Raw genomic sequence first — 15,342 nt, 5'->3', positions numbered from 1 at the left:
AGTGAGTTAGCGATTTTCGAGATGGCTCAGGCCCACCTGGGATCCACTTTCGATCCTAAATTCCGTAGATAATCGATGCATAGCGGCGCACATCGTCGGGCGTCGCGTCGATGATCGCCTGAAGGTAGGCTATAAATTCTTCCCGGGAATTCAGGCTAAAGATCTTTGCCCGATATTTGAGCGCCCCCAGACATCGCTTGTCTTGAAGCAGTTGGGCGCACTCGATGTCGACAAACATTGCATCAACGTACGGTGCGTAGGAGGCAATCGCGGAAACGTCATTCAAGAAGCCTGCGGACGGCTTCTTTTTACGCCCATGAGCAAATTGGTCTGCGAGCGCCGCCAGCATGTAGGCCAGAATTTTTCCGTTAGGCTGCTCCTTGTTGCCATCCCAATCCCAAAATGCTCGCACGCGCGCTGTCAGTTCGCCGTCGGGCACACCGGCCCCCTTAAACAGCTCTCGGACGTATTGAAGCTCCCGGAACGCGGAGCCGTAGAAGAGTTCCGCCATCGCCATTAAATCGTGATTTTCGAGGCCTTTTTCAAATCTGCGTTGGGCCTCTCTAAGTCCTTCCAACCGACTTTCGTGATAGGCGTTCAACTCTTGCTTCAGGACGTCATCAAAACCCATTCCCTTGGCTATCCAGCGGTCTATGAGTTCGGACATCGCGAAGCCCGTCTTATCGCGTTGCTCTCTCGTTTCAGGCGCGAACCCGCTCCAGTCGAAGGGAACGCTGATCCTAATGTCGTTGAGCCATTCGTTGCGCTCATCATCGAGGATGTCATCGACGTCGAACTCCAAGCTTGGTCCTGCGCCACTCGCAAACGCCTCGGCAAATACCTCCATCTGATCGAGCTGGATTTCGTTCGTGCTGATGAAACTGATATCCCCTCCGATATGCTCTTGGGTGTCCCGTAACGCCTCGGCAAAGGGGCTAACGATCGTTTCGTCGTGGTGGACGTTTGAGTGTGGAAGAATGACTTGTTGGAGAAGGACCGCCTCGTTGATCAGGTCCGAGACTTTTGACCAAAATGCTGTGTGTTTGTCCTCACGCCGGGTTCGGGCACGAAGTTTGTGGAGTTCGCTGAAGCCGAATTGATCGAGATAGATGACCTTCTTTTCCAGTTCTGGCAAAATCTCGCTGTAGCTATACCGGCACTTCGTGCATCGCCAGCGCAAGGTATCGCCGCCTGCTGAAAGTATGCCCAAGCCTTCCGCCTCTTGGCATTTCGGACACTTCGAAAAGGGGGCGCGCTCCCATGTGAAAGGCTTCTTAGGTTTATCGATCATGCTGCCGAATATAGCCCATGCTCGGTGAGGATATATGCGGAAACTTAGCTGAGATCGAGCAATCGAGCGTGGATCCCGCGTGGAAAGCTCGGATCGTCGGCCGCGACGAAAGGTTAGCTTTGCGCTGACTTCAAACGTGCGATCGCTTCTTACGGCCGCCGATGAGCTGCCGTTCGTTCAGCCGTTGGACCGGGATGGATTATAAGTTAAATCTCCGGGAACCTGCGGGGTCCAGAGGTGCACAGGTGTTCGCGGGGGCGGTATCGGGGCCGTTGCGGACTGACGGGATTGGGCGATTGATGGCAAAAAGCGGTTTAGCCCAAGCATCTTGGCAACTACCTTTTCGCCCCGACGGCCGCTACGCGTCTCATGGCAGACCGCAGATCGAGCCGGTGAACGCGCTCCTCACAATACGATTCCGGGCCGGAATGGACCACGAACTGCTCGTCGATACCCAACAGGGCGCACGCCCGAAAGAAGCCCGGCTCAGCCCGTTTCGTCGGCCCGACCTTGAATTCGATCGCGATCCGCCGACCGGCCTGCGCGGGAAAATCGAGGATTAGATCGATCTCATCGAAGCCTTGCCCATTGTCGAACCGATAGAAATGCGCGCCGCTCTCTCTGCCAGCGGCGGCGATCAGTGCTTCGATCGCATAGCTTTCGAAGCTCGCCCCAATGGCCTTGGAGGCCTCGAGCTGATCGACTGTGATGATACCGAGCAGCGCATGAAGTATCCCGGTGTCGCGCACGAACACCTTGTCGACCAACTCATCAGGGTGCTCGACCGCCGCGACATTTGGGAGGCGGCGGATCAGCCCGAGCTTGTCGAGCGTGAAGATGGCCGATTTGAGCTCCGAGCGCTTGCCGAATTTGTTGATGGCCTCATCGACTTCAGCACTGTTGCGCTGCGCGAGCCACCGTAGAACGTCCTGTAATGGATAGGCCGGCGGGAGACCGCAGCGGCCATAGTCGCGTTCGAGCAAGGGCCCCAGCAACTGGCGGCGCCAAGCCAGACTGGCCTGATCGCTGGGCGCATTGAGACTCTCCGGAAAACCGCCGCGTAACCAGTGGCGATGGCGATCCAAAACCAATTGCGGCCCGGGCATTGCTGGGGCGGCAGCGGCAACGAGCGGTCCCATCGCAGCCGATAAGGAGGCGAAGCCATCCTCGATTTCATCAGGGCGCAGCGGCATGACATCGATTGTGTCGAAACCGCCGGCAAGTGTGTCACGCAGCGCGAAACTAGTCGCAAGATCGGCGGGGGCGGCCACATAGCGCGTCCGTGCGCCGGCAAGCCCCGCCGCCCGCACTGATACAACGAGGGCGCGGACGCCAGCCAGATCCAAGTGATCGAGGACGAGCACGCCGTCAGTTCCCAGTGCAACAGCCGAATCGCTGCACATAACGGCATCGGTGCGCCGTTGCATCCAGTCCGCGATCAGCTGGCTCCGTCCGACGCGCGGCAACCCTTGCACCAAGGTCATGGTCCGTTGCTCGACGGCGGCGTCGAGCTGTGCTTGCAGAGCAAGGCGCCCGGTCATGCCGGTCGGGTCATGTCGAGAACGATGATCTCGGTCCGCCCGTCGCCAGTACTGGCACTCAGCCCGACTAAGGCGTCGCGTAAGGCTTGGGCACTATGGGGCGCGGCCATGCCGACCGGCGGTGCCTTGGGTGGTTTCGAGGTGTTGGGACCGAACCACAGGACAAGGTAGATGCCCCGTTCGGCGCGGTGGTCGGTGGTGTAAAGCAAGTCGAGCTGCCGATCGGCGGCCGTCCAGAGGTCACGATGCCATTGGCCCTTGATCTCAATCGGGATCATCATGTCGCCAAGCAGGCAAAGAACATCGCATCGTTTGGCGTCGGCCAGATGCCCTTCGGGGAGTGCCTTGATGCCGAACGGGAGCCTGCCAAGCATTTTGATGATGGTGTCACGGCAATGCTCCTCGACCGCGGGCGCACCGTCGTCGAAGAAGTCGCGATACCAATTGATATCGCTGCCCGTGATCTTGGCTTGCACGTGGGCAAGCTCGTCGACCAACACGGCGAGGAATTGGGCGGCAGTCGTCGGGGTCCGGTCGGCGATGACCGACACCACCGTCTCGAGAGTCGGTGACCGCCATTCGGCTTCCACGCGCTTCCGCTTCTGCTCGGCGACCGCAATGCGCAGCACATCCGTGTAGCCGTCGACCGGCGCATCGCGCAGTTCGACCAAGGCCGCGGTCGCCGCCGGGGAGGGAATATCGCCGAGGCGATTGATAAGAGCCGTCAAATAGTCAGTGGCATCCCATGCGTTGGTGTCACCTGTCGTGACCGAGTTCGGCCGCCGCACCACAGGATACATCGACCGGAACGTGGCGATCGCCCAAGCCAGCTGCTCGACGTCAAGTCGGGCATGCGGCGCACCGTGACGGCGATCGCCGAGCCGGGCCCGCAAGTGCCAAAAGAGCGCGGGTTCGATGCCGAGGCCGGCAGCGAGCGACCGCAAGGTCTCGGCGAAATCAACAATGATCCCGACCGCGTCCCAGGTTCTTCGGCGTTCGTCGCTGGGATCCGCGGCTCGGCGCTCGCGGACAATCGCGCGGAGCACTGCTCGGCCCTCATCGGTGCCGAGCAATCGATCGAGTAGCTCGGCCTCGGCCTCGGCGGACATTTGTGGGAAGCGCACGATCCGGTCGCTGGCAAACGCGTCCGCAAACGAGCTATTCTCCTCGCCTCGCATGAGCTCATAAAGACCATCAACATGCTGGAGACGCGCGGCGAGCTGGGGCTCCAAGAACTGCCGCAGCGCGGCTTCATATGCGCCACGCTTGCGCAGTTCATCGGCGAGACAAGCGTCGAGACCGGTCAAGCCGGCATGATCGTCCAGCCGGGTATGCCGTACCTCGAACAGGCCGGCCATCAGACGTTCGTCGGGCAAGTCGTCGAACCCGCGCTCGGTGCGCTGCCGCTCAGCAAGCGCAGCGATAATGATGTCGCCAGCTCCCCAGCGCCGACCCTCCGCGTGACTCTCCACGATATCGCTAGCGCTCGGCTGCGGCGGATCGAGCTTCAGGAAGGCGTCGAACCCGTCGAGCGCCGCGTCGCGAAGATCGGGGCCGAGCCATCCGAGCAAGCGAGTGGGGCCATCCGCCGCCTGGTCACCCATGTCCTGAAACAGCTTAAGGTAGGCTTTGGCGGGGTTGATCACATACCCATAGTCGCCACGCCGCATCTCTTCGATGTGCGCGGCAAAGTTAACTCGATGCTCTTCCCAGGCGGCGTCGCGCTCGGCTTGGCGGACACGTGCGCGCTCCTCCTGCTTGATTTGCCATTCCGGCACGACATGCTTGGCGAGCCCTGCAAGCCACAGCGCCGCTTCGGTGTCGCCAGCGGCGAAGCGCGCAGCGGCAGCGCGAACCGCTGCGCCGTGCTCGGGACCTTGCCGCGCGATAGTGACGATATCGCGCCAGCGGTCATCGTCATCGTCTAAGAGGTTGAGAAGCGCGCAGACATCCGCCTCGCCCGGATGGAGTCCGGCAGAGCGTTCGCTCAGCCGCCAAGATCGGTGCCAGGGGGTCTTGTCGCCGGGAAGATCGAGCAGCACGTGACGCTGCAAACCGCGGCGCAGCTGCTCGTTGCCCTCGAAAATGGCCGCGACTACCTGCCGCGTTTCGCGTTGATAGCCGGAGCTCTCTTCAAAAGGTTCGAGCCACGACCACAGTTCTGAAATGTCCGATAAAGGCAGGGTAAGACGCCGTGCCAGCAAGGCGTACATCAGGTCCGAAATCGCACCATCGTCGGGACGCTCGTGCGGTCGCCCCATGGCGCGCGCCATCTTGGCAATCTCCGTGATGAGCACATCCAGGCGGTCGTTCGGCAAATCGCGTTCGAGCGACAAGAACACGCCGACCGTGCGCTCGGTCCGGTCGAACTGCGCGCGCACCGTGTCGAGCAACAACCTATCGCCGAAGCGATCGTAGCCGATCTCGTGCATAAGCTCGCTAACCAGCCGGACGCTGTCGTCGGTGCGCTGCTCCAAGAGCTGTTCGAAGATCCTGGGCCAATCAACCGCGATATCCGCCTCGACCAGGCGATCGCACGCTTCGCTTCGTGCGGCGAAGAAACTGTCAGGCGACAACAGCAGGCTCACCAGTTCGGTTTGCAGCTGGTCGACTAGCGGCGACCGCTTTAGCGCCTGCAGCACGAGCAGGCGTAGACCGAACTCGATGCGCGGGCCAGCGATGGCGTCGCGGATTTCGGGAAGAAGTTCCGGTTGGACGAGCCCACCGGTGCGATAGTCTGACCAGTCGCGAAAGCGGGGATTGGTTTCGGAGAGGCGACGCAAGGCGGCGAACAGGGCCCGGCCTTGCGGGGGCGTCAGCGTATCGGCGTCCCCATACTCGATGACGCCCATCGGATCGACGGCGATGACCTGTTCAGCGAGCGTCGCCGAATGCCAGGCGAGCCAGGCGTGAAGACCGCGCAGACTCGCAGGCACGAGCGACTGGCCGTTGAACAGTTCGAGGAGGCGGCGCTGCTTGCGGGGTGTGTCCGCTTGCCGGGCAAGCCAGCGAGCGCCCAGAAACTCACCGATAGCGCGGTGATCATAGCTGAACCGATCGTCGGGCAGGCCCGCGAACAAGCGTGATCCGAGAATGTCGGGGAGCGCGCCGGCGCCGGGCAGGCCCGCGGCTTCTGCCAGCGGTATGTCGCCATCGGCGACCTGAACCCGGCGCGAGATCGCCTCCTTTCCGGTCAGGATCCTCGCGGCGAACGCGGCACCCGCGGCGTCAAGCACCTCGGATTCGGAAAGCAGTGCGAAGGGCGTGTTGGCCTTCTCCTCGCGATGCTCGGATCGCATCAACTTGGTCGCCGCGGCAAAGAGCGCGCCCTTGGACGTGGGTAACCTCCCCGTCGCCACGACGTCAGCGACCAGGTTGAGCGTTTGCGGATTGCGCCAGAGCCCGCCAAGGCCCCGATCCTCCAGATTGTCTATCGCGCTATTTGCAGCGTCCGCGCCTACAATCGCGGTCAAATAGCTGGTCGCGTCCTCGCGTGTCAGCGGGTCCAGGTGCAGTTCGAGCGGCGCCGTTTCGTAGAAATCAGTGATGCCCTGAAGCGCGGTTGCCTTCCGCCAGTCGGCCACGCGGCATGACAGGATGAAACGCGGGAGCGCCAGTTCGGCAAGGCGACGCAGCACCAGATCAACGGCATCCCCGTCAAGGCGGGCCGATACCTCATCCAGCGCGTCTATGACGAGGGTCGTCGCCTTGCCCATGAGCGCGAGGGGGGCCGGAGCATTGATCAACTTGCGCGCCGTGCAGACCTTGAAACCATCGACGCCATCGAGCTGCTGCAAGAGCGTCGACTTGCCCATGCCGGCCTCACCCAGAACGATGAGCGAGCGCGGATCGTCTCGCAGAATTTCCTGCCCGACCATGACGATATCACGCCGACCTTGATACCATAGTTGACGGCGAAGAAGCGGTGCTAGCATCCCTCAGACCTGCCCCAACTCGCTTCTGACTCACAAGTGCTGATACGCTCATCCTGTAAGTTAAGGACTGTAGTCAGTACTCCCAAGCTGAAGGAACGTCGGTTTCAGGCGATTTTCAATCCTGAAGCGGAATAGCCGGATTGTCCGACTGACCAGTCATTCACAGCTTCCGGCCGCAGTCTTTGCGGCACTGGATCGGGTGCCGCGCCTCGAATGATGCCAACTGGCGCTAACGGGCCGGCACAGTGGCTTCCTGACCTGATCATCCGCAGCCGAGAGCGCAGAAGCCGCGGCGCGCCGCGCCTCGTGCAGGTGAAGGAAGGATCAAGAGAAAGGAAGTGCTCAGTCAGGTTGAGCAGTGAAATGAAAATATCCTGTGGAACGCGCTCCGCTCGACCGGCGCGAACCGCTCAAGGATCAAGCATGTACCAGTCCCAAATTGATTACTTCGGAACCACCAAGCAGCTGCTGCCGCAGGTGGGCAATGTTGCCAAAACGCAGATCGTTGCGTTGGCGAAATGGATCGACAGCCCAATTGATAACTCTGCTCAAGGCAGGATGCTCGCGCATGCCGGTTGCTTGTATCTGCCGCTCGCTGGCCTTGCGGTTACCGCTACAAACTGCGCGCCACCGCTGGTTCGGACGGAAGCAGATCGGATCGGTCGAATGCTCCTGTGCGACATGATCTTGCTCCGTTGTGGCGCAGAACAGGGCGGTACGCTTGAGATCAAGCTTGCTCATCAGGAAAGCTGGTTGGCTGGCTACCTGCCCTGGTCTTGCGAGGAAAGTCTGTGGTTCATTCCTTGCCAGCCAGACTATCCGCTGTTCGAGGTAGCGGGCGGACTGTTCGAGCGCTCTCTCGTGCCGTTCTCGAGTGCTGCTGGTCGGTCGCATGGCATTGAGCGGGCATTTCGGGCCCTAGCCGGCCTCGCACGCAGGAGCATCTGACCATGGCGCGGACTGATATTCACCCGAAGCGCCCGGCGCCTGCCGGCCTCGATTTCGTACCTGTCGAAGGGGGACCGGATTGTCTGACGTTTGGGGTTGTTCGCCGCCAGATCGGTAATGGCCCCATTCATACCACCCACGAGGCGATCCTGCGCCGGCTGTGCCCGGGCGGCCGTGCCAAGCCTGCTGAGCCATGGCGCCCCAGCTGCTACCGCCATGACGTGCTCCTGCCGCCAAAGGCACCCGACGAATGCTTCAATCCCAAGGTTCTCTGCGACCTTTATGAGAAGCAATCCTTCGGCAAGATCAAGGATTTGGTGGTGATGGCGACCCTCCGATTCTACTCACCCGATCGTCTGGCCCACGAATGGGAGGCAGTTCGCGCCTTTGCTCATGAGCGTCTCTGCAATGAGCGCCATCTTGCAGTCGTGGCCGTCATGCATCTGCCGGTATTGGTAGGGTCGACCAATCCGCCGCATATGCACCTGATGATCCCGGCGAGGGAGCTTCACAGCTTCGGGTTCGGCGAACTGGTGCGTCCCCTCGCGACCGATCGGGGCAAGCAGATTTTGACCGACGAGCTAGCCGAATGGCTGCCCGGCTTCTCCGCTGACTAACACATAAATTGGGCCGGGTCCGTCCGGCCACTCATTAAGGAATACAAATATGCTTATCGTTCGCGCCGAAATCTGGCCCGGCGGCGATGGTCGCTTGTGCTATCCCATCGGCGAAATTGTGGCGGCCAATGAGAGCGACCTTGCTTCCGTGAGCGCCTATTCTGGCGCAGTCGTCCAGGATGCTGCCACCGCAATTGGCGTTGCACCGTGGCGAAAGGAGTTCACGCTGACCGGTCATCGCCGTGAGAGCGGTGTCTGGCCGCTGGTGGCCGCCATCCTTCAGCATGTTCTCGCTGAAGAACAGGAAGGGCGTTCATGACTGACGACACCAGCCGGCCTATCTCCGAACACGTCGTCCGCCATCTCGCGGGCCGAGGTAACGCCGAGATCGACCGGATGCAGGATCTCATCCATCGAGCTCGCGCGTTGCTTGAGAATGGAGAACTCTCCGACGCGGACATCACCACTTACTGGTGGGAGCTCGACAGAGCCATTGCGTCCGACCACTCGGTGCAGATCTGGGTGACCTACATATCCGATTATGCCACCGGCGCAGGCCTCACCAGTCAGATCTATGTCGCCCGGGCGCACAGTGAAGCCGACTTCAGGCGGCAGCTCTCCTGGCAGTTTAATCGTAATGTCGCCCACTATGCGGTCGTGGCGCAAGGCGAAGGTGCCCTTGATGAGATCGCGCCTGGGGCGTCCTCGCTCCTGGCGCCGGCTATCCGGGAAAGGCTCGTTCGCATTGAGGAAGGAGAGGACCGGCCAGCAGCGTTCAGCGTCCTGGTGCAGGTCCATGCCAACTATGCCTGAAGAAAAAGGCCTATTCCTGAATATCTGGCCTGAATCGGATAGTTTACCGGGACGCGCCTCCGCGCCCCGGCAGCGTAAAGCCGGGCGGCAGGTCATCGGTGGTAAGGCCTTCAGCGACGCTTATGGCTGAGTTAACTGCAGGGGATCGTTCGCTCGAGGGAATGTGATCCCACAATTTGCGGAATTGCATTGCATGCGCGAGAGTGCGCTGAAGCAGCGATGCCTTTTCGTCGAAGAGGTCTTCGTTTCCGCGTAGAATTGCATCGCGTTCTTCGACGTTCTTTATTCGTTGATCGAGCAGCGCGGCGCGATCAGCGACGGACCGTACTCCTGCGATGATCCTCTCTATGCCACTCTTCAACCAGCTCGGGGCCTCTTTAAGGGCTACCGTCTCTTGTTCAGTCACTCCGATGAGGCGAATATCTGACCCCGCCTTTTCGATGGAAAGCCCGCCGCTGGGATCCAAGGCCTTTTCCAGAACGCTGAGTTGCACGCGGTGCCGATCTTGTTCCAAATTCAAAGCTTCACGGTCATTCTGAACTTTTTCCGCATCAGCCTCGCGGACGGCAAGCCGCGTAATCCGCTTGGCAAGAGCTTCAATCCCGCCGGGTAGCCAGGCCCAGTTACCTCGCACGCCATTCCAGTCCGAGGCATCAAGACCCCGTACCTGTGGCTTGCCGTCTTGATGAAAGAGTTCGACCGGACTTGTCGGCTCAAGCGCTCTCGCGATGAACCGCATTTGATCACGGTGCGTGTCGCTTTCGCGAGCGAGGGCATTCGCTCGCCCCTCTAGCGCCTTCTTTTCCGCGGCCAGTTTCTCCTCATCTTTCGCCAACACGCTACGGATGCGCTCGTTCTCTTCCTCCAAACTGCGAGAACGAGCGACGGCTGCCTCAGCGATATCGCGTTCAAGCTTTGCGGCCAATCGGTCGGCTTCCGCCTCTTCGGCCTTCGCCGCGGCATCTTTTTTCAGATCGGCGGTGCGCCTCTCGTGATCTGCAGCGCGATTTCGCGAACGTTCCGCTTCCTCGTGCAGATGCTGTCGTTGCTCGCGCGCGTCCTTTTCCGCAAGGCTCGCACGGCCCGTCTGACGATTGCGACGGGCGCGGCGCTCCGCCTCCGTCATGTCACTGCCTCTCGCGCCCCGGACCAGACCGTAAGGTTTGCAGACTTCAGCCCATTGGTCGTGGTTCTTTTCCAATTTGCTAGAGAGCCCTCGGATGCTCGAGACATCCAGGCTCCACTTCAGCACCAGAGGACGGGCGTCCTCCAACGGCTTGCCTTGCTCGTCCCGGGGCGTGGCTTTTGGCTTCCGTCCCCGCTTGGCGTGAGCGCGATGCACGAGCGGCACGGAGATGACGTGGACGTGCGGAGATTCTTCATCCAGATGCAGCGAACACGACACGAGGAGGGAGCCGTGTTTACGCCGGGCAAGTGCAAGTGCAGCCTGAACGACTGGATCGTTCATGACGTCGTCTACCGGTTTCAGCTTCCAGTCGCCGTTGCGATTCCAGTATTCTGGGGAGGCGCCGTAGACATCCTCACAGGCAATGGTCCCGCCCTTGCGAATTTTCACCGGCACGGCGTGCTCACGGAGAACATCCTTGACTCGGTCGACATAGGATCCGCTCCGCTCGTCGAGCAGCTCGACTGGCTGTGGTGCGTCCTTACGGGCGTTAGGCGTGTTCTTGGTCCGGGTATTGTGGCCCTGCGCGGCCTCAACCCTTGCCCAGCTTTTCAGATTGCTGTGGCTGAGCGTGGCGAATCCGAGCAGCGGGCGACCATCCGTGCCTGCAGGGAGTCTACCCATCCGATCCCGCATCACTGGCTCACGCCGACCGGCGCTGGTCGCATGCACTCCATCGCCATTTATCCCCTGATCAAAATCCATGCTCATGCCCTTTGCGGGTATATGGTATCAGGCGAGCCACCCGCCCCGAAAGGGGACGGGTGAAATGTTTATTACAGCGAAGCGTAAAAACATTTCACCCGGGAAAGGTTTTTTCGCGTTCGCGAAATAAACCCCGGGCAAGGGCGCTGCACCCCTGGACCCCGCAGGCACCCGGCAAGGGCCGGCTGCGCATCCCGCCAAGGGGCGCGATGCATGACGCTTGCCGGCGTTTCCGCCGGCCACCATCCCGTGACTGCCACGGGCGCGCCGGGGACGCCGGCGCGAAGGTTCAGGAAGAAATGGCAGCGGGTCGCCGCTATATGAGGAAAGAAGTGCAGTGGCAGCGATGTTGCCGGTCACTTGGCCTTCGCCCGTTCGACCGCCGCCATCAGCCGATCCCAGTCGATGAATTCCAGGTCCAGCTTCTCCAGTTCCTTCGCTGCGTGATGGAGAGGCGCGCCCAGTCCGTACAGCCGACCACGGGCATGGCCCATGATCTTCTTAGAGACCTCTACGGAGATGTTGACTTCGGACCGGTCGGCGAACTCGTGGCGCAGCGAATGGAAGACGTATCGCCGGTCATCGACCACCATTTTATCGAGGTAGCCGTTGACGTGCTCGCTCAGCTTCTTGCTGCCGCCCTTGGGAAGATCGAATAGATGCGTCGCATTATTCTTCTCACGGGCGCGGACGTAGTCAAGGAAGCCCAGTTCAAGGAGCTTCGGATGCACGAGGATGACTCGCCTGGAATCCTCATTCTTTGCGTCCAGGACGAAGATACCGACGATCGTCTCGCCATCTGGCCCCAGGCCTTCCTCCACGTCGGTCACCAGGGCCTCCGCCACCTCGGACAGACGGTGGCCGGAAGTCGCCCCGAACAGAAAGCTCCAATACAGCGCGTCCTGGAACACATAAGGTCCGACGCGCGTTCGCTTGAGGCCGGCCCTGCCTTCACAGCCCGTAAATAGGGGGCTTTCGAAAAGCTCCTTCATCATGCTGGGCTTGAGCGGGAAGACCTTCCGTTTTTTGGAATATCCGTCAACGGGGATCTTGTCAGCGGGGTTAGTCACGATCCATCGTTCGGATAAGACCGCGCTGAAAATCGCGCTGAGACCACCGATGTCCTTCTTGACGGACTGGGGCGAAAGGCGGCGCGGGGTAGGCAGCTCGACGCCCTTCTTCTCGGCCTCAGCTTCACGCTTGAGCTCCTCAGCGTGAAGCCGCTCCACATGGTCGCGCAGGGTCGTGCCGCTCGCCCTAACGGCCGGCAGGCTGATGCCGGCGGGCATTGTCGTCAGGAAGTCGCGATAGTCGAAGAGGTCATCGGGCGTGATCTGCGCAACGTGCTTGTCGCCAAAGAGATCGACGAACCGCTCGACTGAGCGGGTCGTCTCGGTAACGGCGCTTTCGCCGGGCGCCATGCTTTCCTTCCACCTCTGGAGGGCCGCTGTCAGGGTGTGGGTCGACTGGTAGCGGCGCCCGACGTTGTGCCAGTCACTAGCCGAGGCCACCACCTCCGACGGGACGGAGGCGATGACCGGTGCGCTGGTGGTTGCGGTCGGCCGCTCGCTTGGGGCGGCCGGCTCCTCGAGCAATCACTCATCCCACTGGCTCGACCGGAAAGTCATGATCCGCTCAACCAGACTCTCGGCGACCGCTTCGTACAGCGCACCCTGATGGCCGATGGTCGTGCCGGTGAATTCCTCGGCCATCAGCACTTCTAGCCTCAGGACGCCCCAGCGCCGGCTTTGCTGCAGAAACCGAATCGCGGCGTTGTAGCCCGCACCGAAAGTATGTGGGTTCCAGTGCAGGAGGAGCATCTCCCTGACCAGGGCAGGCCGCGCTTCCTCGGGGACAATATCCCCATCCTCATCGAAAGCGTCTTCGAACCAGTTATCATCGTCGGGCACGCCGCCGAAGATCTGGCTGAGCTCGTACTCGAGATAAGCGTGCGGCCCCCACGACACCATGAGGCGGTATGCGATTGCACGTTTAAGTGCGTGGATCGCGCCATCGATATCGCCATATTGCTTGTCCGCGATCGTCCGAATGAAGCGGTCGACGATTTGGGGCGCTGCCGCGAGGCGTTCGCCTGCGATCTCGTCGCGCATGTCGCGGAAGCGCTGTTTCCATTCGAGCTTTAGCTGGGTCGCCTTCGCGATCGCTTCGTCAGGATCGGTGGTCCCGAGTGAGCCGACGATTTCGGTTTTCCCTATCCGGTCCTGAAGATCCTTCGGAACGGGCATGCGAAAGCGGGGGAATCGGCTCTTTTTGATCCTCTGGATATGCGACACGCGAAATCTCATTATGTACCACCGATATGTACTACCGGGCGGTGTCAAAGCTCTTGATTTCGTGCTAAGCTCGCAGAGTTAAAGCATTCTTACGAATGCTGGTGACCCCTACGGGAATCGAACCCGTGTTTCAGCCGTGAGAGGGCCGCGTCCTGACCGCTAGACGAAGGGGCCACTGAGCGAGCGATGTGTGTCGCTGCCGTGAGAGGGCGCCTTTACGGGCATGGTCTGGCGCGGTCAAGGCCATTTGCTCAGGCGATGGCAAGATCCTCGATATGCAGCTCCGCGGCGGGACGGGGCCCCCAGTCGTCGATCTTTGCGCGACCGGCGAGCCAGAAGCGCGTGCCGGCGCGGGAGGAGAGCAGCATCTGCCCAAGCTCGGTCTCGGCCTGACGGAAGGCCATGGCCTTGAGCGAGCGGCCATCCTCGCCCGCCACGATGGCGCGGACATGGCTCGTCCCGACGATATCGGCGCGCACGACGCGCACCGGCCCCAGGGCGACACGGGGGGCGGGCCAGCCATTGCCGAAGGGGCCGGCCTGCTCCATCGACTGGATCAGCTCCGGTGTCAGTCCTGCCGGCGCCACCAGCAGGTCGATGAGGAGGGCGCGGGCGGTGGCGGCGCGGACGACATCCTCGCGCAGCCGCTCCTCCAGAAACTCCGCCAATGCGGTCACCTGCTCCCGGCGAACGGTCAGCCCGGCCGCCATGGCATGCCCGCCGCCTGCCACGAGCAGGCCGTGGTCCTTGGCGGCCAGAATGGCAGCGCCCAGATCGACACCGGTAATGGAGCGTCCCGAGCCCTTGCCGAGGCCGTCCTCGTCAATGGCGATGACGATGGCCGGGCGGGTGATCTTTTCCTTCAGGCGCCCGGCCACGATGCCGATGACGCCGGGATGCCACAGATCGCCGGCGATCACGGCGACGGAGCGCTCGCCCAGCTCTGCGAGAAGGGCTTCGGCTTCCTCTTGCACGGTCGCCTCGATCGCGCGTCGCTCCTGATTGAGCTGATCGAGCTCCGCGGCGAGCATGGCGGCTTCGTCGGGGTCGGCGGTGGTGAGCAGGCGCACGCCCAGATCCGAGCGGCCCACGCGTCCGCCGGCATTGATGCGGGGTCCCAGGGCAAAGCCGAGGTCCGAGCATTGCGGGGCACGCTCCAGCCGGCTTGCGGAAAGCAATGCGTTGAGGCCGATATTGCCGCGCCGTGCCATCGTCTTGAGCCCCTGGGCGACAAAGGCGCGGTTGAGGCCCCGAATGGGCGCCACATCTGCGACAGTCCCCAGCGCGACCAGATCGAGCAGGTCCAGCAAGCGCGGTTCCGGACGGGCGGCGAACCACCCTCGCGCGCGCAAGGTGCGGACCAGCGCGGCACCGAGCAGGAAGGCAACGCCGACCGCGGCGAGATGGCCGTGGCTGGCGGCCTCATCGGCCTCATCGAGCCGATTGGGGTTGACCAGCGCAAGGGCAGGGGGGAGCGAGGCGGCGCATTTGTGATGATCGACGACGATGACATCCAGCCCCACGGAGCGTGCAGCCTCCAACGCGGCAAAGGCCTGCGCGCCGCAATCGACCGTGACGACAAGGCTGGCACCGCTGCGTGCCAGCGCTACCAGCGCCTCACCGGATGGGCCATAGCCCTCCATCAGTCGGTCGGGGATGTAAACGCCGGCATCGAGCCCGAGTTCGCGCAGCAGCCGGACGAGCAGTGCTGCGCTCGTCGCGCCGTCCACGTCATAATCGCCGAAGATGGTGACCGATTCCCGGTCGATGACGGCCGCGGCGAGCCGCTCGGCGGCGCGATCCATATCCTGGAAGATTGACGGATCGGGGAGGAAGCTGCGGATGGTCGGCGCCCGCTCGCGCTCCAGGCTGTCATGCGGGCACCCCCGCGCGCGCAGCAGATCGTCCACGAGATTGCTGCCGCTGCCGCAGGGCTCAGGTCCGCGCCAACGCCATGCACGGCCGGTGAGCGATCGATCGATATCCAGAGCAAAGCGCATGGCGGCACCATA

Annotated in this window: 11 protein-coding genes and 1 tRNA gene; 4 read left to right on the top strand and 8 right to left on the bottom strand. The window is 62.0% G+C overall.

The features are described from left to right. Window positions 1-55: 55 nt before the first annotated feature. The 3 genes from M2336_RS13405 to M2336_RS13395 all read right to left on the bottom strand — a co-directional run bounded on the left by M2336_RS13405 (window position 56) and on the right by M2336_RS13395 (window position 6,710). Window positions 56-1,291, bottom strand: coding sequence for a hypothetical protein (locus M2336_RS13405; protein ID WP_264572917.1), 1,236 nt, complete (start codon window positions 1,289-1,291; stop codon window positions 56-58). Window positions 1,292-1,626: 335 nt separating this feature from the next. Continuing rightward, window positions 1,627-2,832 carry a DUF4143 domain-containing protein gene (locus tag M2336_RS13400; RefSeq protein WP_264572916.1) on the bottom strand — a complete coding sequence of 402 codons (1,206 nt, stop codon included), beginning with the start codon at window positions 2,830-2,832 and terminating at the stop codon, window positions 1,627-1,629. Beyond that, entirely contained in the window at window positions 2,829-6,710 is a 3,882-nt protein-coding gene (locus tag M2336_RS13395; protein ID WP_264593054.1) for an NACHT domain-containing protein, read from the bottom strand. Before M2336_RS13395 ends, M2336_RS13400 begins: the two co-directional genes overlap by 4 nt. A gap of 480 nt (window positions 6,711-7,190) precedes the next feature. Here M2336_RS13395 and M2336_RS13390 point away from each other — a divergent pair, with 480 nt between their 5' ends. Genes M2336_RS13390 through M2336_RS13375 form a run of 4 tightly spaced genes read left to right on the top strand, consistent with a single transcriptional unit; the run spans window position 7,191 to window position 9,145 of the window. Next, the gene (locus tag M2336_RS13390) at window positions 7,191-7,715 is read left to right on the top strand and encodes a hypothetical protein (protein WP_264572914.1); all 525 of its coding nucleotides are present in this window, start codon (window positions 7,191-7,193) and stop codon (window positions 7,713-7,715) included. Between the two features lie 2 nt (window positions 7,716-7,717). Continuing rightward, complete coding sequence (locus tag M2336_RS13385) at window positions 7,718-8,332, top strand: hypothetical protein (RefSeq protein ID WP_264572913.1); 615 nt, start codon at window positions 7,718-7,720, stop codon at window positions 8,330-8,332. 49 nt (window positions 8,333-8,381) lie between these two features. Next, entirely contained in the window at window positions 8,382-8,651 is a 270-nt protein-coding gene (locus M2336_RS13380) for a hypothetical protein (protein WP_264572912.1), read from the top strand. Beyond that, window positions 8,648-9,145: a hypothetical protein gene (locus M2336_RS13375; protein WP_264572911.1), complete on the top strand. Its 498-nt coding sequence runs from the start codon at window positions 8,648-8,650 to the stop codon at window positions 9,143-9,145. Before M2336_RS13380 ends, M2336_RS13375 begins: the two co-directional genes overlap by 4 nt. A 43-nt stretch (window positions 9,146-9,188) precedes the next feature. Here M2336_RS13375 and M2336_RS13370 read toward each other — a convergent pair whose 3' ends face one another. From M2336_RS13370 to recJ, 5 genes are all read right to left on the bottom strand, one after another. After that, entirely contained in the window at window positions 9,189-11,036 is a 1,848-nt protein-coding gene (locus M2336_RS13370; RefSeq protein ID WP_264593053.1) for a plasmid recombination protein, read from the bottom strand. Between the two features lie 356 nt (window positions 11,037-11,392). Next, window positions 11,393-12,631 carry a hypothetical protein gene (locus M2336_RS13365; RefSeq protein WP_264593052.1) on the bottom strand — a complete coding sequence of 413 codons (1,239 nt, stop codon included), beginning with the start codon at window positions 12,629-12,631 and terminating at the stop codon, window positions 11,393-11,395. Next, window positions 12,632-13,330, bottom strand: a complete 699-nt coding sequence (locus M2336_RS13360) for a DUF6538 domain-containing protein (RefSeq protein ID WP_264593051.1) — start codon at window positions 13,328-13,330, stop codon at window positions 12,632-12,634. 99 nt (window positions 13,331-13,429) lie between these two features. Next, window positions 13,430-13,504, bottom strand: a tRNA-Glu gene (locus M2336_RS13355). A 77-nt stretch (window positions 13,505-13,581) separates the two neighbouring features. After that, the gene (recJ, locus tag M2336_RS13350) at window positions 13,582-15,330 is read right to left on the bottom strand and encodes a single-stranded-DNA-specific exonuclease RecJ (protein WP_264572908.1); all 1,749 of its coding nucleotides are present in this window, start codon (window positions 15,328-15,330) and stop codon (window positions 13,582-13,584) included. Window positions 15,331-15,342 lie beyond the last annotated feature (12 nt).

This window comes from Sphingobium sp. B1D7B (genome assembly GCF_025961965.1).
Taxonomy (GTDB): Bacteria; Pseudomonadota; Alphaproteobacteria; order Sphingomonadales; family Sphingomonadaceae; genus Sphingobium.
Note: the sequence above shows the minus strand (reverse complement) of the source record. Positions and strands in the feature narration are given on the sequence as shown.

What these genes read in the sequence shown, in the direction of transcription:
- M2336_RS13380 (WP_264572912.1), top strand. Translation starts at nt 8,382, where the DNA reads ATGCTTATCGTTCGCGCCGAAATCTGGCCCGGCGGCGATGGTCGCTTG.
- M2336_RS13390 (WP_264572914.1), top strand. Translation starts at nt 7,191, where the DNA reads ATGTACCAGTCCCAAATTGATTACTTCGGAACCACCAAGCAGCTGCTG.
- M2336_RS13370 (WP_264593053.1), bottom strand. Translation starts at nt 11,036, where the DNA reads ATGGATTTTGATCAGGGGATAAATGGCGATGGAGTGCATGCGACCAGC.
- M2336_RS13395 (WP_264593054.1), bottom strand. Translation starts at nt 6,710, where the DNA reads ATGGTCGGGCAGGAAATTCTGCGAGACGATCCGCGCTCGCTCATCGTT.
- M2336_RS13385 (WP_264572913.1), top strand. Translation starts at nt 7,718, where the DNA reads ATGGCGCGGACTGATATTCACCCGAAGCGCCCGGCGCCTGCCGGCCTC.
- recJ (WP_264572908.1), bottom strand. Translation starts at nt 15,330, where the DNA reads ATGCGCTTTGCTCTGGATATCGATCGATCGCTCACCGGCCGTGCATGG.
- M2336_RS13405 (WP_264572917.1), bottom strand. Translation starts at nt 1,291, where the DNA reads ATGATCGATAAACCTAAGAAGCCTTTCACATGGGAGCGCGCCCCCTTT.
- M2336_RS13375 (WP_264572911.1), top strand. Translation starts at nt 8,648, where the DNA reads ATGACTGACGACACCAGCCGGCCTATCTCCGAACACGTCGTCCGCCAT.
- M2336_RS13400 (WP_264572916.1), bottom strand. Translation starts at nt 2,832, where the DNA reads ATGACCGGGCGCCTTGCTCTGCAAGCACAGCTCGACGCCGCCGTCGAG.